Source organism: Streptomyces cadmiisoli (assembly GCF_003261055.1).
Taxonomy (GTDB): domain Bacteria; phylum Actinomycetota; class Actinomycetes; order Streptomycetales; family Streptomycetaceae; genus Streptomyces; species Streptomyces cadmiisoli.
In genome coordinates, this window is the sequence record NZ_CP030073.1 from 1749221 (window position 1) to 1767878 (window position 18658).

Sequence of the window (18658 nt, forward strand, 5' to 3'; positions counted from 1 at the left end):
GGGGAGGCCGACATTCCTCTCCTCGCTGGGCATCAGAAGTGCGAGAGAGAGCTCGCCTCGTAGCGCAGCTGATACGCCCGCACGCCACCGCCGTTCATCCGGTAGATCGTGATCGCAGAAAGGAACTGCTCCTTAACCTCCAGGGTGCGCCGCCGTTCCTTCCCCTCGACGTCACTGATCCAGTCCTCCACCTGCTTCGGCAGCTTGAAGGCAAGCTCGTACGCACCTTCCTCACCCAGCGGCGACAGCGTCCACTCCGCCGAACCGCCATTGCCGCGTCGCCGAATGCGCACTGCATGGTCCGGCTGGGCATCCGCGTACGTGGTGAACGCCAGGTGATCGCTGACAGCCAGCGGCAGGATGAATGGTGCCGACGGGAAGCCCAGCAGCAACTCGGCACCGCTGTTCTGCTGGAGCGCGGCTGCGAAGCCTGCGATCGCCGCCTGAGCCTCGTCCCGGAATCTGCCATCCGCTGGCGCCGGCGTCGGCAGCAGCCCCGCAGACGCGGTCCAGGTCCCCAGCTCCTTGCGCAGCTCCGTACGCATCCACGTCACCGGGAATGTCCCGGACATCCCGAGGTGGAACTGTGCCTGCTCCAGCGTCCACGCAGTGGTACCGATCGTCCCAAGCAGCCATGCGAAAGAGGCGCCCGACAGATCCACCAGCGAGATCTGGTGGGCCAAGGCGTACTTCTGCGCGTCCGGCGTGAACCCGCTCGTCGAGAACAGGGCGTACGCGTACTGGTACCGCTGCCGCGGCCTTCTACCGGCGGGCATCACGAAGTTCTCGTTCACGTCGTGCAGCACGCCGTGGGCGTTGCGCACGATCTCCAGTCCGCACCGCTCCTGGTAGAACTTCGCCTCCAGGAACAGCCGCACCGGCATCGAGAACGCCGGCGTGAACGCGAACTCCCCCAGTGCGTCAACCTGATGCAGTGCTCCCCGGCCCCGCACCCGAAGCGTGTTCCCGTCGGTGGCCAGCTCCTCGGGGTCCTGACTCTCATGCACCAGCAGGCGGTAGCCAGAGGAGCGCAAGAGCCAGGCAAGCGCCTCTTCCAATAAATACCCTCGCAGCGCGGCGCCCTTGATCATGGTCAACCCCCTACTCACCGAGCAATCTCCCGCGTGATCATCTCATTGGTTCACTCGGTCTAACGGAGGTCCCAGCGGCTCCGCACCAGCCAATCGCGCTCCGCCTCGGCCGTCAGGCCGGATACCAGAGGCCATTGCCCGTAGCCCTCATGTCCTCCAGCCATTGCCATACAGCAGATCGATTCACCTCAGCAACCCGATAGCTTCTGGTGCGAACGACCTCCCGGGCGCCTGGCGACCAATCCGCCGTCGCAACGAGGAGGCCCTGCTGAGCCCCCTCCCATTCGACGTCCGCTGCCAGGGCCTTGACGACAACCTTGTCGATCTCGCGCCGCACACGCTTGCACTGGATGAGCAGCGTAGGGGGAGATACGTCAGTGGCGAGAGACTTCTCCCAGACCCGAATATCCACTCCGTTGTCATTTCTCCCGGGTCCGATCTCAACCTGAAACCCGGCCCGGTGAAAATACTCGGCAACAAGCCCCTCGAACTTTCTCCAGTGGATCGACCCGACGGCGTCGTAATTCGAGGCCAAGTAATTCACGAAGCGCTGATCGAAGAAGCGCCCATATGAAGCCATCACCGACTCCGACGAGAAGAGTTCAGACAGGTCCAGGACGCCATCCCAGCTGCGCCGCACCCCCAACACAATTGGACTTCGCGCCGCCCGAAACTGCATCTCATCGATCACAGACGCGACAGCATCCGCGACCTCCTGGCCGTAGAGGCGGAGGGCCTCGGCAACGCATTCGCGCCCGTCAACGTCCCGTATCCCGTACTCAAGCTGTGGGATGTGCACGCCGGCGAGGTACCGGCCTTCGCGTGCTTGGACGACAAGGTCGGAACCTTCCCCCGGCATTGCACACTCTTTGGAAACCACCCCGGGTCTCAGTACTCGCTCCATCATGAAGGCGATGGCCCGCGCGGCCAGTTCTTCATCTCCGACTTTTGCGCAGACCCGCGGGATCACCCCATCACGGGCAGCAATCGCCCCGCGCAACCCGAGACGCTCCAGCGCGTACCGCCCGAATGCATCATTCACTTGCTTGTAGTCAGAGATCGTGAAGTTCAGCATCGCCTCGCGGACAATGCGGGCAAGCTCAACCTCTGTCACGGCTAGCCCTATCCGGATGCCAACGAGCTCCGCAAGCCATTCGAGTAACGACCGGTCGGCAGACCAGTCCTGGGCCGCACACTTGGAACACATCGCCCAACCCCTCCGACATCCGCGTGACAGCGCCGCCACATGCTAGTCCTGCGGCGCCGCAATCCCCCCGCGCTGAAGGTTGTCCCGTCAGCGATCTTGGCAGATGATCGCGCTACGGAATCGTGCACAGTAACGAGTTCGTGCAGGGTTGGCAGTGGCGCGTGGGGCCCTGATCATTGATCATGCTGCCGGGTCACAACGTTCAGTCACGTCTCGACCGTATTCGGGCGGTCTGACATTGACAGCCAGGGCCTCGTTCCTGTGGTCCTGGCTTCGGGCCTGCTTCGTAGGGCTGAGCTGGCACGCAAGTGATTCATCAGACTGCCCAAGCACACGACCCAAGCCGCCACCTTGATCCGAACCATGCAGCGTCTGACTGTGCCCGCGGGGATCTGCTCTACAACTCCACAACTCTCGTCCATCTCTGCTGCCGCCGGTGCCACAGCGCTCGTAGGCCCTGGACATGGATCGGTCTCTCGGTCACAGGCCCCTCACAACCAGTGATAAGCTCCCCACTGTGCTTGGAGGTTGAGAGCTTCAGCGCCAGAGCCCCGGTCGGTCGTGCCGACATGCGACCCTCGCGGAGCCTGAAACGTATGCCGATCTACCTCAGCAACCGCCCCTGCAGGCCGCTTACGACAGTGCGCTCCTGAGGCAAGGGAACCCGAGGAAGATTGCCGAGTTTTGCTGAGTCGGCCAGCAGTGCTCAACCCATCGCCCGTACATGCGAAAAAGGGCGATGCGCAGCCATCCCTAAAAGGGGCGGCTCGGTTGAGCCTGCCCTCCCGCTCTACCGGCCGCCCTTCCTGAAGTCGGAAGGAAAGTCCGTTGAGCGGCTCGCACGACATGGCCATCTGGATAGTTGTGGCCACTTTGTTCTCTGTACTCGTCGGCATCATCGCGGGGCTGTTTGCTGCGCAGCTCGGGGCAAGCCCCCTCGCCTGTTGGGGTGGAGGAGGCGCTGCTTTCATCTCAATTGCGACGATCTCCCTGACCGTCATCGGACTGTTTGCCGCGTAGCTCCGGCCCTGGCGAACGAACGACAGCGCTCAGCCGGGCAGTTGGGCGCTGTCCACCGAGTAACCATCTCCTTCCGGAGCCACTGACTCACAGGCATCATGCAGCCGCACAACCTCGTCGATGAGAGGACCTGCCATCACGGTGCCGAAGCGACGCGCCACCTGAATGAGCCACTGCCGTCTGACTGATCGAGGTCGGTGGTTGGTTCCCACCCGCCGTCACCAGTAGCGACCGGCTTTCGGTGTGCCGTGGACGGCTGGGTAGGGTCGCGGTATACCCGAGCTGGAGAGGTAGTTGCATGGCCAACGACATTGTGATCGCGCAGACGACCAGCGACAACGAGGACCAGGCGAAGACGCTGGCCCGTGGCGCGGTCGAGAGCAAGCTGGCAGCGGGCGTTCACATCGATGCGCCGATCACCGCCTTCTACTGGTGGAAGGGGAAGGTTGAGACGGCGCAGGAGTGGCGAATCTCGTACATGACTACGACGGACCGTCTCCCGGCACTGGAGGCGTGGTTGCACGAGAAACACCCGTACGACGTCCCCCAGTGGATCACGCTGCCCGTGAGTGGCGGGTCGGAAGCGTACCTGTCCTGGGTTGTCGAGGAGACGGCATAGGTCTGCGGATCGACGGACCGGCCGTACGACTGCGTTCGCGTCCTGGGCTTGTCCGCGTGCCGCGCGGGGACTCAGGATGCGAACTGCCGCAGATGGCGGGTGAGTTCCTGCTCATAGTCGGGGAGCGACGCTGCGATTGTTGATGCGCGCTCCTTTCCCATCGTGTTGGGCTTGGACAGTGCCGCTGCGGCGAACTGGCGTGACACGTAGACCCCTTGGTCGACGTCACCTCCACGCAGCAGGGCCGAAGCGAGATCACCGAGGACCACGACGCCTCCGTCCGGGAGTTCGTCTCCGAGGCGGTCGACTGCGGTGTCTGCTGCAGCGGTGAGTTCGGGACGCCCCAACTGCCCGTATACAGAGAGGGCCAGCGAGTCCATGCGGTACGGGGTCACGAACCGGACCCACGCCTGCTCGTTGGTGTGATCCGCGAAGTCGTAGGCGAAGCGCGCTCGCTCCAACGCCCGGAGCGCCCCCATCTCGTCGCCGGCCGCCGCAGCCTCCTCGGCGTGCCTGCCGAGGACCCAAGCGGCAGCAGTAGCGTTGCCGTGGCCTCGCACATCGCTGGCCGCCTGGGAAAGGAACTCCAACTTCGCCTTCGGCCTCGAGGCGCCGTAGCTGCTGTAGGTCAGGGCCAGGGCTCGGAGCGGAGGGTGCCCGGCGGTCGTCGCACACTGCGACGTGACCTTGTAGTAGGCGTCGGCTTTGTCGTGCTCACCCAGGTCCCAGGCAACCCAACCGGCCAGGGCAGCGGTTTCTCCGGCGGCGATAGTGAGAGCCCGCTCGTGCTCGCCGGCACGAGGCAAAGCCGCGGTGATCGCGTCAAGATGCGACTCGACCGTGCTTTGTAGCCGCCGGGCGCTGAGATTGAGTTCCTGGACGTGTAGTTCAGCGGCCCGGTCGATGAGCGCGACGGCGGAGGGCGAATCGATCTTGGACCCCTTGCTGATGGCGAAGGCGAGGCGCCCCCAGGGCTCGGCAGCCGCGCTCACGCCGACAGCGGCGCCGCCCAGCAGCATGCGACGCTTCACGGCGTCCTGGTCCTCCTCTGCATTGGCATGCCCCTTTCTCTTCCGAGCGCGGGCAGCCTTGGCCTCCCGCTGTAGCTCCTCGAAGGGCACACCGCAGGCCGCCGCGATGTGGGCGATTGTGTGATTGGTAGGGACGTTCTCGAAGTTCTCATAGCGGCTGATCTCTCGGCGGGTCATGGTGTCCCGGCCGGAGACAGCATTGATCGCGTCTGCCTGTTCCTCCTGCGTCCTGCCCGCCTCGTGCCGGAGCCGGAGGAGCAGGTCGGCGAACGGATCTGGCATGAGTGTGACCTCTGTTGGTGGGCGGAATCCAATCATGGCCTCAATTCCCCCTCCAACTTCCCCCCTTGACAGATTTTTCCCCCTCCCAATTCCCCTGGCCGACGGCGTCGCCACGCGGTGCGATAGCCCCCATGACCAGGCTCCAAGAGGAGACCCCGCCCGGCGGGGGCATCCGTAGCTTTGCCGACGTGGCAGGCGTGTCATGCGCGAGGTCGGTTCACGAAGACCGGCACAGCACATCGGCGATGGCAGGCATACCGGCGGCATCCCACGGCTGTCAGGCGGCCTTTCCCCCTGATCTCGCGAAAGTTGGGGAGATGCGGCAGACAGCCGGGGCGTTCCTGCGGCGGTGCCGTGTTTCCGAGCCGGTGGCAGCAGTCGTCGTACTGGCCGTCTCGGAGCTGGTCACCAACGCCGTGATTCACGGTGAGGGAGAAGTCGTGCTCCGGATCACGGTGGCCGTCGACGTGGTGCGCGTCTCGGTCACCGATCACCATCCGGCCCCAGCTGTACTCAAGGAAGCCGGACCCGACGGTGAATCCGGTCGCGGGATCCGGCTTGTCGATGCGATCTCAGACGCGTGGGAGAGCAGCGGCGAGGAGACGTGGTGTGAGTTCCGGTATGCGAGGGCTGCGGGTTGAGCCAGACTTCCAAATGGTTCCCGGCCATGCGGTTGACGAGTCGGGCAGCTCAGTCACCTCCCCTACAGGGGACGCGCGGAGGGCCGTTCGCTTGCCTTCGCCCAGTAGTTCGGTTCAAGCATCTCGCCAGGCCATGCGGGCTGACGGATCGGGCCCTGAGGCCCCATCTGTTCGAAGTACGGTGCCAGGTCGATCACGGGCGTCCCGTCGACGGCGTCGAGATCGGTGACCAGGAGGTCCCTGCCTTCGACCTTGAGCAACCGCGGGTAACTGACCGCCAGTTGGTTGGGGCGCCGGTGGTTACGGTGGACGAACGTACCGGTCGCCGGCCAGTTCTGGTTTCCCCTTGGACTGCGTGCGTGGAGCTGGACGTCTTCGGGTCGGGCCAGATGGAAGCGCCAGGTCACGGTCAGGTGAGAGAACTCCTCAATTCCTTGCAGCGTTTCCAGGGGATACGCGTCGTCGAGCCGGATGGTCGATTCGACCCCGCCTTGGTAGTCGTCCTGTACGCGGGTGTGGCCGCCGACGACCGTTGCGATCGACTTGACCTCGTAGGTCGGCATCAGCGCTCGTTCCTCTCCCTGGGCGTAGCGTGCGCGGCGGCCTCCGGTCAGCGCCGCGAAACCGTTCTGTGGTCAGCCTATGGCGCGCAACATGCCTCGCGTGCGACGGTCCAGTTCGGCGACGTAGCGACCACCGCGCTGCCGGACGGGCGAGATGTCGCTCTGCATGCGGACGATGACGTCGCGGGCTCGCCCGGACTGGATACCGGCCATGGCGTCGAGTGCTTCGTTCCAGGTTGCGCATGCCTCGTCGAGGCGTCCCTGCTGGACTTGGACAGCGCCGAGGTAGCCGAGCGTCACGCTGTGGGTACGGGCGAACTGTTGGCGTCGGCGCGTGGCCACGCTGCGCTTGAAGTGGATCTCCGCGTCGCGAGGCTGGCCCATGTCGCGCAGAGCGCAGGCCGTCTCGTGGGCGAGGGAGGCTTCCTGGAAGAAGCCGACGCGGGCCGGTGCCTCAGTGGCGTCGGCGCGGGCGAGGTCCCGCTCCGCGCGGCTAATGGCCGCGAGGGTGCCGGCCCGGTCGCCGTCGGACGCAAGGGCGCGTGCATGGACGATCGCCAGCAGCGCCTTTTCACGATGGCTGGCCTGGCCGTAGCGGTCGCGGGACATCGAGGCGTCGGCCAGGGCCAGTGCCCGGCGTGGATGCCCGAGGTCCACGGCCTGGTGGGCGAGGGCGCGCAGGACGTGACCACCGAGCGGTCCGTCTCCAGCTTCCGCCGCGATGCGGGCGGCAATGGTGAGGTAGCGCTGGGCAGTGCGGTGTTCGCTGGCGTCGAAGGCCATCCAACCGGCGAGGTAGGTCATCTCCGCCACGGCGGAGTACGTGTCGCGGCGGAGCTGATCTGTGCGGAATCGGCCGCCGAGCAGCGGTACCGCACCGTCGAGCAGGTGACTGGCGAGGGCCTTGCGGCCGGATGCGCCGCCTCGCTGCTGGTCGCGCGCGGAGTAGTAGACCGTGAGATCGCGGACGTCGTCGATGTCCGCCTGGGTCACCGAGCGCGAGGAGGACGGTCGGCGGTTCGCCGCTGCAGCGGGGGCGGCTGCCCACCACGAGATAGTGGGCAGGGCAAGGCCGGCCGCGGAGTAGGCGGCGGTGGCCAGCAGCTTGCGTCGGTGCATGTCGAGATCGTCGCTTCCCAGCTCGGCCAGTGCGGTCAGAGGGTCGACGCTCCAGTCGGAACCGCTGTCGGTCGTGCCTGTCGGCTCTTCTTCCAGCCCGAGATCAGCCAGGGAGAGGCGGCGGCCGAGTCTGCGGGACAGCGTCTCGCGCAGGATATGCGGTGCTCTGCCGCTGGGCTTTGTGCCCTGGACCCACATGGCGATGTGCGAGCGGGAGATCGCGTCGAGTTCGCGCACTCCGCTCTCAGCGGCCACGCGGGCCACCGCGGCGGCTGCTTGTGGCTGGGACCAGCCTGCTTCGCGCAGAAGTGCGGCGAGGGCGACGTTGCGTTCACGGGCCATGGACTGCCCCTCGGTTCCGGAATGATCTTTGACGCCTTTGACGGCCCTGCGGGCGGTGTGGGCATACCGCTCGGCCGTGATTCACGGTTCGCTCAACGTAGCGACCAGGTCACTCACTTCGCACGTCAGTCGTCGGTGCCACTTGGTGACTTGGGCTCACTTTGGCTTGATCCGAACAGGAGTTGTGTCATGCGCCTTTCGCTGGACCCTCGCCGAAGCGACAGCCAGATCGGAGGCGGGCGCGGGCGGCGAGAGTCCGCCACCGTGGTGCTGGCGCCAGAGCGCGATCACGTGGTTGCCGCGTCGGAGACGGTAACGCTCGTGCTGGGCGAGGATTCACCGCTGCCCGAGAACGCTGCCGATGTGGAGGACCTCGTTCGGCTTCTGCGCGGTCATGTCGCCCAGTTGGGAGCACGGACCGCTGTGGGCAGCCCCGTCCTGGTGCGAGCGCAACGGCTCTGCTCCGAAAGCATTCCCGAGGGCTACATGCCGAGCCGGGTGTACCTGGTCAAGCTCGCCGAAGCCACCCGGGAGCTGATGGCACACGTGGAACGGGGCGGTCCCGGGCCGAATCGAGCGAAGCGCGGGCGGCGCTGGCGGAAGCCGCAGATCAACGCGCTGCGCGGGGCGGTCTTCGCCGTCGCCCTGGCCTGTCTGGTCTTCGCCGCTTCGGTACCGCGGACATGACGGTGACCGGGGCCGTCGTCATCGGGCTGGTCCTCGGGCCGATGGCCTGGCTGGTTCTTCGCGGCGAGCGCGCGGCCGGCCCTGCAGGGGCCGACGAGGACTTGCCGCCGCCCCGGAACGCCCCTTCCTCACTCCGGTAACCACCGGCCACTCCTCTTCCCACCGTTCCCGGCCGCTGCGGCGGCCCCGATAACGCCCCGGACCTGCGGGGCTCACGGAGATCCAGACGATGAAACGGATTCGGCGCATCGAGCAGTACGGATTGATCGGCGACATGCAGACCAGTGCCCACGTCTGCGATGACGGTTCGATCGACTGGCTGTGCCTGCCCCGGTTCGACTCGCCGGCCGTCTTCACCAGCTTGCTCGGCACGCAGAAACACGGCACCTGGCGGATCGCTCCGGCCGCTCCTGCCGACCGTTCCAGCTCCGAAGCAGTCGCCGAGCGCCGGTACCGCGGTGACTCGCTCGTCCTCGAATCGGTATGGCGCACCGAGGCCGGTTCGGTCCGTGTCCGGGACTTCATGCCACCGCGCGACGGAGCACCGCAGGTGATCCGGATCGTCGAGGGCCTGACCGGTGAGGTCTCCATGATCTCGGCCATGCGTCCACGGCCGGGGTACGGAAGCGTCAGCCCGTGGATTCACGAAGTCGGTGGGCGCATGGTCGCGGAGGCCGGCGCGGACGCTCTGTGGCTCGACACCTGCGTCCCGCAGGTGGAGAAGGACGGCGTCATGGTCAGTGCTTTCTCCGTCGCCGCCGGGCAGAGCGTGGCGTTCGTCCTCAGCTGGTGCCCGTCCCACGCAGCGGCGCCCGACGTTCCCGACCCCGAGGCCGCGCTGACCGAGACACTCACGTTCTGGGAGGACTGGACACGGGAGTGCACCTACGAGGGGCCATATCGCGAGGCCGTGGTTCGATCCTTGATCGCGCTGAAGGCTATGACGTACGAGCCGAGCGGTGGGATCGTCGCGGCGCCGACCACGTCGCTGCCAGAGGAGATCGGCGGAAACCGGAACTGGGACTATCGCTTCACTTGGTTGCGGGACGCCTCCACGACGCTGGCCGCGCTCCTGGGGACCGGGTACCGGCAGGAGGCGCAGGCATGGCGGCGATGGCTCTTGCGCGCCGTGGCCGGTGATCCGGAAAACCTGCAGATCATGTACGGGATCACCGGAGAGCGTGACCTGCGGGAACGGGAGCTGTCCTGGCTGCCCGGCTACGAGGGCTCGACCCCGGTACGGGTCGGCAATGGGGCGGCGGACCAACTGCAGCTCGACGTGTACGGCGAGGTCATCGAGACCCTGTACCTCGCACACGAGAGCGGTGTCGCCCGCTGCGCCGACACCGCCGTGCTGCACCAGCGACTCATCGAGCACCTGGCACAGCGCTGGCAGGAGCCCGACGAGGGCATCTGGGAGATCCGCGGAGCACGCCGGCACTTCGTCCACTCCAAGGTGATGACCTGGGTGGCGGTCGACCGCACCATCCGCCTGACCGAGGCCGGTGCCCTCCACATCGACGTGGCCCCGTTGATCGAGCTGCGGGCAACCATCCACCACGAGGTCTGCACCAAGGGCTTCGATCCGGTGCGCAACACCTTCACCCAGTCCTACGGTTCCCAAGAGCTGGACGCCGCCACGCTGCTGATCCCCCGCGTCGGCTTCCTGCCGCCCGACGACCCCCGCGTCATCGGCACCGTGGACGCAGTGCGTCGTGAACTCGCCTCGCCGGACGGGCTCGTGCGCCGTTACCCGACCATCGGTGACCGTACCGGGGTGGACGGCCTGAAGGGCGATGAGGGCACCTTCGTCCTCTGCTCCTTCTGGCTCGTCGATGCCCTGGCTCTGATCGGCAGCCACAACGAGGCCCACGCCCTGTTCGAACGCCTCCTCGCTCTGCGCAACGACCTCGGGCTCCTTGCCGAGGAGTACGACCCCGTCCAACAGCGCCAGCTCGGCAACTTTCCGCAGGCGTTCAGTCACATGGGCCTGATCCAGAGCGCCCGGCTCCTTCAGCTCCTGTCGACGCAGTCCTCACACCATCGCGGCGCGGTCCCGGTTCCGACGCCCCGTTCGGCCCCACGCAGCACACGCCAGATCTGCGCAGACCTGACGCCGCAACACGCTTAGTCACCCCCACCTGACGAGGATTCCCATGCCTGACAGCGCCTTCCCGGCACGGCCGGCCGCTACCGGCCACCGCAGACGGCGGCCTCCGATCGACGCGTTCACGCTGCACCGTGTCCGCCGCGCCGTGGCATTGCCCCTGGTGCTGCTAGCCGCGCTGCTGGGTGCCGCCTTCCCCCTCTGGTCGGTGTCCGCCGTAGGCCCCGGGTGGCTCCTGGCCTGCCTGGTCTGCGGACTGGCCGGGGTCGCCACGGCGGCGGCTCGCGGAGCGCGTACGGCGGCAGGGGCCGTGCAGGCGACCGCGGAGGAGGACTGGGCAGCGGCACTGGCAGCGGTTGCGGGGGCAGCGGCGGCTGTCGAGAAGTCGGTGCAGTGGTCGGCGGATGAGCTGTGCCGCGGGGGACGCCCGCCGCTGCCGGACCTGCAGGCGCCAACGTCGGCCGGTCCGAACGCCGAGATCAACACGGCGTTGAGTGCCCTCCAGGTGCAAGCCATCGCGTCGCTGATACGGGTGCACGACGAGTCCCAGTCCGTCGTCCTCCTGGAAGTGCTGCGCCGTCTGGCCATGCGCGAGCACGCCCTGGTCGGCAAGGCGCTTCAGGCACTGAGCGAGCTGGAGATGCTGACCGACGACCCGGAGCTACTGGCCAAGATCTTCGAGATCGATCACCTCGTGACGCGGATGCGTCGCCAGGTCGAGAGCACTGCGGTACTGGGCGGCCAGTCCCTGCGCAGCGTGCGCCGGCCCGTTCCCGTCGCGACGGCACTGCGCGGCGCCGTCTCCGAGGTCGTGCAGTATCCACGTGTGTCCGTCGCCGCCGGGTCCGTAGGCGCCGAGCTAGGTCTTCCCGGCCATGTGGGCCCGGACCTGACGCACCTGCTGGCCGAGCTGATCGAGAACGCCTGCGAGTGCTCCGATCCCGCGACGAAGGTGATGGTGCGTGCGCAGCGCGTGGCGAACGGGCTGGCGGTCGAAGTCGAGGACCGGGCTATCCCCATGCATCCACAGACGCGGGCACAGATGAACCACCTGCTCAAAGCCCCCGACGAGGTCGACGTCAGCGGCCAAGTCCGAGCCGGCCAGCTCGGCTTGCTGGTCGCTGCGAAGATCGCCCAGTCGCACGGGCTGTCCGTTCTCCTGCAGGAGAACGTGACAGGAGGCACCACCGCCCTCGTCGTCATCCCGGCACGGCTCCTCGTAGCGATTCCCTCCGTCGACGATGCGACCGCGCGACCCCAGGGAGCCCGCCCCTCCGCTCCGCCGCAGCAGGTCGCCGCGGCTTCAGCCGTCCCGACGGCAGGCCAGGTCACACACCCCGGCAATGTGGGGGCACCAGGAGCCGTAGAGGCGGGTCACTCTGCTGATGCGCCCGCTCTTCCCACGCGTAGACGTCAGTCCGGCTCGTTCCGTCCATCGCGCGAGCGGGAGCAAGCCCCCGTGACCGGGGCGACGCCAGGGCTCGCAGCCGCCTTCCGAAACGGCATCCAGGCCGGCGGGAGAGCCGGTTCTTCCACCGCTTCGGCAGAGCAGCCCGCGCCCTGAACCCCCGTCCCTCGACGTTCCCGGTGGCCCGTTACATCCACGGGCCCTTCCCCCTTCTGGAGCGATCCCTATGAGCACCCACCCCGCGATGGACAACGTGACCGGCGACGCGCCCGTAACCGAGACAACTGCAAGCGGACAGCGGGACAACATGGCCTGGCTGCTGCGTCAGTTCGCCTCCGACGTCCCGGGCGTCACGCACGCCGTCCTGCTGTCGCGCGACGGACTGCGGCTGTTGGACAGCGACGTCGACAAGGACTGGGCGGACGAACTGTCGGCCGCCCTCAGCGGAGTTGCCTCCCTCGCGGCGAACATCACCGGCCCCAGCCACAAGAAGAGGCCGGCCCGGCAGGTCATCATCGAGCGCGACGACTGCCTCTTCTTCGTTCAAAGCGCCGGGCGTAGCGCGGCCTTCGACAACCATCCCGGCAACGAACGCGGTGAGGTGGACACGATCCTCGCCGTCATCGCAACCACGGACGTCGATGCGGGCACCGTCGGGTTCGAGATGGGGCGCCTCGTCCAGAAGTTCGCCCCCTACATGCTGATCCCGGTCCGCGTCGGCACGGGCGGAGAGGTCCGGTGAGCACACACGGCCGCACGACCGAGGAGTCGATGTTCGTGCGGACCTACACCCTGACGCGCGGGCGGACCAGGCCGCGGCACCTGCTCGGTCTGGAAACCGTGCTGGAAGCAGGACGGGGAAGGCCCGGCCCGGCCCAGGCCGAGGAATGCGAGGAGATCCTCGCCCTGTGCCGGGAGCGCCGACGATCGGTGGTCGAACTGGCGGGACGACTTGGCCGGCCCGTCACCGCCGTCAAGATCCTCGTCTCGGACCTCCTGGACGCCGACGCCTTGGTCGTCCCCCTCACCCACCCCTATGCCGACACAGGCGCGGAATCCGGTCCGTCTACCCAACTGCTGGCAGCCCTTTCAGCGGGCTTGAAGAGGAAGTGGCCTGATGCCATCGCCTACCCCCAGGCCGGATGACCCGGGCGCGGTGCTGCGTACTTCGCCGCACCCGCGCGCCGGCGCCGCGCCGACCGTGCTGAAGGTCGTGATCGCCGGGGGCTTCGGCGCGGGCAAGACCACCGCCGTAGGCGCCGTCAGCGAGATCGCGCCGTTGAGCACGGAGGAGTACCTGACCGAGGCGAGCGCAGACGTGGACAGCCTGGCGGGCATCGAGGCGAAGCAGACCACCACGGTCGCCTTCGACTTCGGCCGCCTCAGCCTGCCCGACGCGCCCGTACCCCTGGAACTGTTCCTGTTCGGCACGCCCGGCCAGGACCGGTTCGTCGACCTCTGGTACGACCTCTCCCGCGGCGCCGTCGGGGCGGTCGTCCTGGTCGACACCCGCCGTCTGGAGAGCAGCTTCACCCCCATCAGCTTCTTCGAAGACATCGGCCTGCCCTTCGTCGTCGCCATCAACCAGTTCGACGGAGCGCACCGTTACCAGCCCGAGCAGGTCCGCACTGCCCTCGAACTCCCTGCCTCCGTACCGGTGATCACCTGTGACGCTCGCGACCCGAACCACGTCGCCGGCGTCCTGCTGACCCTCGTCGGCCACGCCGTGAAGAACGCCTCCGCGAGCCGCGTTCACCACACGCCCACTACCACCCTCCAGGACGCCTGATGTCACATCACCCCAACCCCAACCCCTACCTCGCATCGCCGACCGCCCCACCCGCACTGTCCCTGCCGCGACGCGGCACGCGGGACGCCGCCCGCGGGCTGATCACCCCGCCCGCCACCGCCGTCACCGGGCCACAGACCCAGCAGGCACCGGAGCTGGCGCAACGGTACGAGCTGCTCAACCGCCTGGGCGTGCCTACCGTGGCGAGCGAGGACTTCGACGACCTGGCCCGCGACATGGCCGCCAAGGCCGGGTTCCTGTACGGGTTCGTCAATCTCTTCCTGGAGGAGCAGACCTTCGTCGGGCTGCACCAGCCGCCGGCGGACAGCGGGTACTTCATCGTCGGCCGAACCATGAGCCGCGACCACGGCTGGTGCCCGGACGTCATGGCCCGCAAGAAGGCTCTCCCGCTGCACGACGTGCACGCCAGTCCGCGCTTCAGCGGCAACCACGTGGTCGACGCCGTCGGGATCCGCTCCTACTTCGGCGCCCCGCTCGTCCATGACAGCGGCACCGTGCTGGGCACGGTGTGCGTCATCGACCCCGAGAAGCGCCCCCTGAGCGAGGCCCGACGGCTCAGGGACATCGTCATCAACGCCGGTGCCCAGGTGATGGACCACATGGTCCGCGCCCCCGTCCGCTAGGCCGTTCCACCCCCACCCGGGAGCCGTAGTCGATCCCCGGCCGCTCCACGTTGCGACCTTCGCCCAGGGAGAGGGAGACCATGTCCGCCACACCCACTACACCGCCACCGGCGCTGCGCCCCTACCTCACCGCCCGCCACGAAGTGCTGTGGGACGAGGCGGATGCCTTCGCCGCCGAGCACATCGCGTCGCGCGCCGCGCGTATGGAGGCCGCTCCGGGCAGGGTGGAGCGCAAGGTCGCCGACCTGATGGCCGCACGGGGCTGGTTCGCCGTCACCATCCCGGCCTCCTTCGGCGGGCTGGGTGCCGGACATGTGGCCAAGACCATCCTGGTCCACCGCGTCGCGCGGATCTCGGCGGCTGCCGCAGCCATCCTGCAGGCCACCCTTATCCCCGTCGGCGCCCTGCTGCACTTCGCCACCTACGAGCAGAAGGGCCGCTGGCTGCCCCGTGTCGCGGACGGTTCCCTGCTGCTATCGATCGCCGTGACCGAACCACAGGCTGGCGGACACATCGGTGGCATCGAAGCCACAGCCGAACGCGCCGGCAGCGAGTGGGTGATCACCGGCCGCAAGGTCCATATCGGCAATAGTCACCTCGCCGGTGCCCACCTCGTCGTCGCCCGCACCGCCGAAGCGGGCGTAAGCACCTCCCAGGCGCTGACCGCGTTCATGGTCGAATCAAGCCGCCGCGGGCTCTCGGTCCCCGAGCACCGCCCCGGCCTTGGTCTGCACGGCTTCTCCGCCGGCCGACTCGACCTCGATCACGTCCGTGTTCCCGAGGACAACGTGGTCGGAGAGATCGGCCAGGGGCTGAGCGTGGCCCAGAGCAGCAGCATTCTGTACGGCCGTCCCAACCTGGCCGCCGTGAGCCTCGGCATTCACGAAGCGGTCGTGGCCGCCACTACTGCTCGTCTCAAGACCCGTCCTCGCTATCGGGCCAGCCTGTCCGACCTGCCCGTACTGCGGGACCGCATCGGTGGCATGGAGGCCCGCCTGCGCGCCGGCCGGATACTCGCCTACCAGTCCGTGCACCTTCTCGACCAGGGCCTGCCCTGCGACGCCGACCTGATCAACGCCAAGTACCTCGGCCACCAGTGGGCCGCGCAGTCGGCCCAGGACGCCATGGAACTGCACGGCGCCCACGCCTTCGACCGCGACTACGTCCTCCAGCGCTTGTGGCGCGACATCCAGCACACCTACCCGCCCGCCGGCACCGGCGAGGTCCAGCGCATACGCCTAGCCGACGCCGCCTTCGACGAGGACCACATCCAGTGGTCCGAACGCCTCGCCGCCGAAGCCGCCTGGGCACGCCCCGACCCGACCGCCGCATGAGCCCCCGTACGCGGCACCCCGTGAATCCCGACCGCCGCGCACGGGCCGGTGCCGCCGGTCCCCGTCCCCCGCGGGGACCGGCGGCACCCACCCCGGTGACCGTCCGTTCCAGCCGAGAAAGAGACCCCGTGACCCCGCCCGTGACGACCAGCGCACCGATCACCCCTCTGACGCCGACGCTGCAGCGCGTCGCCCAACACCTCGCGAACGGCTGTGCATCCCAAGAGATCGCCGCGAAGACAGGGCTCTCGGCGGTCACCGTCCGCCAGTACATCCGCGACATCCGCGCGAGCCTCCACTGCCCGCCCCGCTGCAAGCCCCCCGTCATCGTGCACCGCCTGTTCACCACCCAGCAGGTGGCCTCTCCCACGGCGGACAGGCCAGCTCCGAAGCTCAGCCCCGAGCAGCTGCTGCTGTTGCGAGCCGTCGCTGAGCACAGCGATACGCGCGACATCGCCGTCGCCGCCAAGCTCGCCCCGGCCGACCAGCGCGCCGCGCTCGACCAGCTCCTCGCCGACACGGGTGCACAGGACACCACCGAACTGGTGGTCCTGGCGCACGGCTGGCAGCTGCTGCCGGCCGAGCAGGCAGCCCACGCGACGCGAAACGGGGCAAGCCAGTGACCCGGCCTACGACCTCAGCGGCCAGCGAGTACCGCTCCGCCTCCGTCCCCTTCACGCAGACGCCGCCGACCGCTATCTACGAGATGCGCATGCTGCGCACGGCGGCCGAGCGTGAGGAAGCTGCGGCCCTCGTCCAGGACCGCCAGCGCTGGCTCACAATGCACGGCCTGCCCGTACCCGCCCGCGCCGACATCCCGGCACTCTTCCGCGAGGCGCAGACCATGTCCGCCGGACTGTACGAGGACGGAAAGCTGCTGGCCTGCATGATCCCCGAGCGTGACCCCGACCTCGGATGGGGCCAGGGTCCGTGCCTCTTCCTCCAAAGCGTCCACACCCTGCCCGGCCAGTCCGATGACATCACCCGCCTGATCACCCTGTGGGCGTCCGACTTCGCCGCCCGACTCGACCTCCAAGTCGTACGGGCCGAGACGCTGGCCCGCCACACTCTCGAAGCCGAACCCCTCGCTGCCCTCCTGCGTCGGCTCACCGACAACGGCTGGGACGTGTGCGGATCCGGCCCCGGACGCGACGGCGATCGAGTAGCCCGCCTCGAACTCCCCGCCGAGCACCGCGCCGGGCTCCGCGCGCTAATCAGCTGCCAGGTCCACGCGCCTCAGCCGGCTCCGGATGACCGGAGCAACGCGTGACAACTGACGAACCGCAGCGGCCCGACCTCGCCCGCGAGCTGATCGCCCGCGCCACGGAATCGGCCACGCACCGGGCCAAGCGCGTGCGCGACCAGCTCGACGCCGTCCAACTCGGACAGGGCCGGCACACCGACCACGTCAACACCAAGGTGCTGCGCCGCATCCTGGCCGACCACGACTGGCCCGGCCACCGCCTCGTCGGCCCCGACGCGGCCCGTGCCGCGTGGAGCATCGCCCTGCACAGCGACGACGAACCCGACTTCCAGCGCGCCGCCACCACCCTGCTGGGGCGTGCGGTCCAGGCCGGCGACGCGCTGGTCCAGCACTGGGCACACCTGCACGACCGCGCCCTCATCACCAGCGGGCGCGACCAGGAGTACGGCACCCAGCTCCTGCTGCGCGCCGACGGCATCGAACTGTGCCCGCTGCGCGCGCCGGAGTCAGTCGACACACGCAGGGCCACCGTGGGTCTGCCGCCGATCGCTGTCGCTCTGAAGGCGGTGCACCGCCGGTACACCGCGCATAGCTCTGCCGATGAAGCCCCGACCGTCGTCCTCGCGGGGGCCGCGTGAAGCAGCGGAACCCCAGGTTCTCCACCAGTCGGCCTCCCGGCCGCAACTCCGCTCCGCGAAAGGATCGTTGACAGATGAAGCTCACCACCGCCGTCCTCGCTGCCGGTGCTGCCGTCTCCCTCACCACCGCCGTGGTCGGAGCCGTCCGGCTCAGGCAGGACGCGCGGCACCAGGCCGAGCGCAACGAGGCGGTCGTCGCCCGCAACCAGCTCGACTGGCTGGCGCAGATGTCCACCAACGCCGACCTCGCCAAGCTCTGGGCGCCCGCGGACATGGACGTCGAGGAGTACATGCAGCTGCTCCATGCCAACCAGCAGATCTGCACCCTCAGCCTGCGCGACCGCCTGGGCTTCGTCCGCGACGGACAACTGCCCTTCTACGCCTCGATGCTCATGAACAGCGACGTCTGCCGGCGCTACTGGGCCCGTTTCGGAGACCTCCGCGCCCAGGAGGCCGAGGGCGACGAACGCGCCGAGCACTTCACCAAGGTCCTGAACCAGGCCGCGAAGGCCCATCAGGAAGTGCAGTTCGTAGCAGCCTGACGGCACGGGTCCCATCGACTCCCAGACGTCCTGGACCAGGCGACGCCTTCGCCCGCCACCGTCTGGCACCAAGCTCCGGGCCCCGACCGGGTCCCGGGATCCCGCACCACCCATCGCCACAAGGAGGCAAGCATGACCGCCGTGCAGACGGAGAGGCCGACCGCCCCCGTGCAGTCGGACCTGGCAACCACCGACGAGACCGACCCGTTCGGGCTCGACATCACCTTCATCGAGGGCACGCCGGCGACCGAGACGGTCCTGATGTGCAGCACGGGCGACACCTGCGGCAGCTCCTGCCCCAGCGCCTGCACCACCTCGTAAGCCGGGCCACCCCGGCAGCGCGGGCCGGACGGGGCTCTCCCCGTCCGGCCCGCCCCCGCCCGTCACGCC

Annotated in this window: 21 protein-coding genes; 16 read left to right on the forward strand and 5 right to left on the reverse strand. The window is 68.2% G+C overall.

All coding sequences use genetic code 11. The annotated features are described in order from the left end of the window. Positions 1-32 precede the first annotated feature (32 nt). Both DN051_RS07140 and DN051_RS07145 read right to left on the reverse strand, forming a co-directional pair. Positions 33-1091 (reverse strand): restriction endonuclease, encoded by a 1059-nt coding sequence (locus tag DN051_RS07140; protein WP_112442119.1) that lies wholly within the window; start codon positions 1089-1091, stop codon positions 33-35. Positions 1092-1203: 112 nt separating this feature from the next. After that, positions 1204-2205 (reverse strand): restriction endonuclease, encoded by a 1002-nt coding sequence (locus tag DN051_RS07145; protein ID WP_162624875.1) that lies wholly within the window; start codon positions 2203-2205, stop codon positions 1204-1206. 921 nt (positions 2206-3126) lie between these two features. On the opposite strand from DN051_RS07145, the gene DN051_RS07150 reads away from it, so the two are divergent. Beyond that, entirely contained in the window at positions 3127-3318 is a 192-nt protein-coding gene (locus DN051_RS07150; RefSeq protein WP_112438277.1) for a hypothetical protein, read from the forward strand. 298 nt (positions 3319-3616) lie between these two features. Further along, positions 3617-3937 (forward strand): divalent-cation tolerance protein CutA, encoded by a 321-nt coding sequence (gene cutA, locus DN051_RS07155; RefSeq protein ID WP_112438278.1) that lies wholly within the window; start codon positions 3617-3619, stop codon positions 3935-3937. A gap of 71 nt (positions 3938-4008) precedes the next feature. Here the strand turns inward: cutA and DN051_RS07160 are convergent, their stop codons facing one another. Next, positions 4009-5250 carry a helix-turn-helix transcriptional regulator gene (locus tag DN051_RS07160; protein WP_112438279.1) on the reverse strand — a complete coding sequence of 414 codons (1242 nt, stop codon included), beginning with the start codon at positions 5248-5250 and terminating at the stop codon, positions 4009-4011. Between the two features lie 131 nt (positions 5251-5381). Here DN051_RS07160 and DN051_RS07165 point away from each other — a divergent pair, with 131 nt between their 5' ends. Beyond that, the gene (locus DN051_RS07165) at positions 5382-5891 is read left to right on the forward strand and encodes an ATP-binding protein (protein ID WP_246040943.1); all 510 of its coding nucleotides are present in this window, start codon (positions 5382-5384) and stop codon (positions 5889-5891) included. Positions 5892-5953: 62 nt separating this feature from the next. Here the strand turns inward: DN051_RS07165 and DN051_RS07170 are convergent, their stop codons facing one another. Together DN051_RS07170 and DN051_RS07175 are read right to left on the reverse strand one after the other, a co-directional pair. Beyond that, positions 5954-6454, reverse strand: a complete 501-nt coding sequence (locus tag DN051_RS07170; RefSeq protein ID WP_112438280.1) for an SAM-dependent methyltransferase — start codon at positions 6452-6454, stop codon at positions 5954-5956. Positions 6455-6526: 72 nt separating this feature from the next. Then, positions 6527-7915 (reverse strand): NsdA family TPR-like regulatory protein, encoded by a 1389-nt coding sequence (locus tag DN051_RS07175; RefSeq protein ID WP_199314899.1) that lies wholly within the window; start codon positions 7913-7915, stop codon positions 6527-6529. Positions 7916-8104: 189 nt separating this feature from the next. On the opposite strand from DN051_RS07175, the gene DN051_RS07180 reads away from it, so the two are divergent. The 13 genes from DN051_RS07180 to DN051_RS07240 all read left to right on the forward strand — a co-directional run bounded on the left by DN051_RS07180 (position 8105) and on the right by DN051_RS07240 (position 18589). Beyond that, on the forward strand, positions 8105-8602 hold the full coding sequence (locus tag DN051_RS07180) for a DUF6415 family natural product biosynthesis protein (protein ID WP_220451582.1): 498 nt from the start codon (positions 8105-8107) through the stop codon (positions 8600-8602). A 229-nt stretch (positions 8603-8831) separates the two neighbouring features. Beyond that, complete coding sequence (locus tag DN051_RS07185) at positions 8832-10733, forward strand: glycoside hydrolase family 15 protein (RefSeq protein ID WP_112438281.1); 1902 nt, start codon at positions 8832-8834, stop codon at positions 10731-10733. A 25-nt stretch (positions 10734-10758) separates the two neighbouring features. Further along, a complete protein-coding gene (locus DN051_RS07190; RefSeq protein ID WP_112438282.1) occupies positions 10759-12273 on the forward strand; it encodes a sensor histidine kinase in 1515 nt (504 codons plus the stop codon). Between the two features lie 70 nt (positions 12274-12343). Continuing rightward, positions 12344-12859, forward strand: a complete 516-nt coding sequence (locus DN051_RS07195) for a roadblock/LC7 domain-containing protein (RefSeq protein WP_112438283.1) — start codon at positions 12344-12346, stop codon at positions 12857-12859. Continuing rightward, complete coding sequence (locus DN051_RS07200; protein WP_112438284.1) at positions 12856-13263, forward strand: DUF742 domain-containing protein; 408 nt, start codon at positions 12856-12858, stop codon at positions 13261-13263. Before DN051_RS07195 ends, DN051_RS07200 begins: the two co-directional genes overlap by 4 nt. A 55-nt stretch (positions 13264-13318) precedes the next feature. Then, positions 13319-13906 carry a GTP-binding protein gene (locus DN051_RS07205; RefSeq protein WP_162625126.1) on the forward strand — a complete coding sequence of 196 codons (588 nt, stop codon included), beginning with the start codon at positions 13319-13321 and terminating at the stop codon, positions 13904-13906. After that, on the forward strand, positions 13906-14550 hold the full coding sequence (locus tag DN051_RS07210; protein ID WP_112438285.1) for a GAF domain-containing protein: 645 nt from the start codon (positions 13906-13908) through the stop codon (positions 14548-14550). Before DN051_RS07205 ends, DN051_RS07210 begins: the two co-directional genes overlap by 1 nt. Before the next feature lie 80 nt (positions 14551-14630). Then, positions 14631-15884: an acyl-CoA dehydrogenase family protein gene (locus DN051_RS07215; RefSeq protein WP_112438286.1), complete on the forward strand. Its 1254-nt coding sequence runs from the start codon at positions 14631-14633 to the stop codon at positions 15882-15884. Between the two features lie 128 nt (positions 15885-16012). Then, positions 16013-16507, forward strand: coding sequence for a LuxR C-terminal-related transcriptional regulator (locus DN051_RS07220; protein WP_060904573.1), 495 nt, complete (start codon positions 16013-16015; stop codon positions 16505-16507). Beyond that, positions 16504-17154 carry a hypothetical protein gene (locus DN051_RS07225; RefSeq protein WP_246040944.1) on the forward strand — a complete coding sequence of 217 codons (651 nt, stop codon included), beginning with the start codon at positions 16504-16506 and terminating at the stop codon, positions 17152-17154. The genes DN051_RS07220 and DN051_RS07225 overlap by 4 nt, the downstream gene beginning before the upstream one ends. After that, positions 17151-17726 (forward strand): DUF6624 domain-containing protein, encoded by a 576-nt coding sequence (locus DN051_RS07230; RefSeq protein WP_112438287.1) that lies wholly within the window; start codon positions 17151-17153, stop codon positions 17724-17726. Before DN051_RS07225 ends, DN051_RS07230 begins: the two co-directional genes overlap by 4 nt. Before the next feature lie 74 nt (positions 17727-17800). Next, positions 17801-18268, forward strand: coding sequence for a DUF6082 family protein (locus tag DN051_RS07235; protein ID WP_112438288.1), 468 nt, complete (start codon positions 17801-17803; stop codon positions 18266-18268). A gap of 132 nt (positions 18269-18400) precedes the next feature. After that, positions 18401-18589: an FxLD family lanthipeptide gene (locus DN051_RS07240; protein ID WP_057608338.1), complete on the forward strand. Its 189-nt coding sequence runs from the start codon at positions 18401-18403 to the stop codon at positions 18587-18589. Positions 18590-18658 lie beyond the last annotated feature (69 nt).